This window comes from Halorubrum sp. SS7 (assembly GCF_005435055.1).
GTDB lineage: Archaea > Halobacteriota > Halobacteria > Halobacteriales > Haloferacaceae > Halorubrum > Halorubrum salinarum.
In genome coordinates this window covers 1-309 of sequence record NZ_SGXV01000488.1, presented here as the reverse complement: position 1 = coordinate 309, position 309 = coordinate 1, and the positions used below count along the sequence as shown (strand labels likewise).

Genomic DNA, 309 nt, shown 5'->3' with positions numbered 1-309 from the left:
GGAGCGCGACGACGATGCGGTCAGGCAGCACCGTCCCGGTGCGCGCGTCGCGGGCAACGATCCGGTCGCGCCAGGCCGGCCCCGCCGCGACTTCGGTCCCGTCGGGACCGTTCGTCACTGATCCCGACCCGTCCGCCAGCGGTCCCGATCCCTCCGCGGGCGACTCGTCGGCGATCGGTCGCAGGCTACCGCCGGGTCGCTCCGACCCTTCGAGCCCGGTGAGCGTCTCGCGTATCTCCGTCCACGTGCCGTCGGTCGAACAGTCGTCGACGACATACACGCGGTCGACGAACCCGGGGACGGTCTCGA

Annotated in this window: 1 pseudogene; it reads right to left on the bottom strand. The window is 72.5% G+C overall.

Annotation, left to right across the window (positions count from 1 at the left end):
* A pseudogene (locus EXE44_RS18885) lies at positions 1–309 on the bottom strand (glycosyltransferase family 2 protein); the annotation flags it as partial.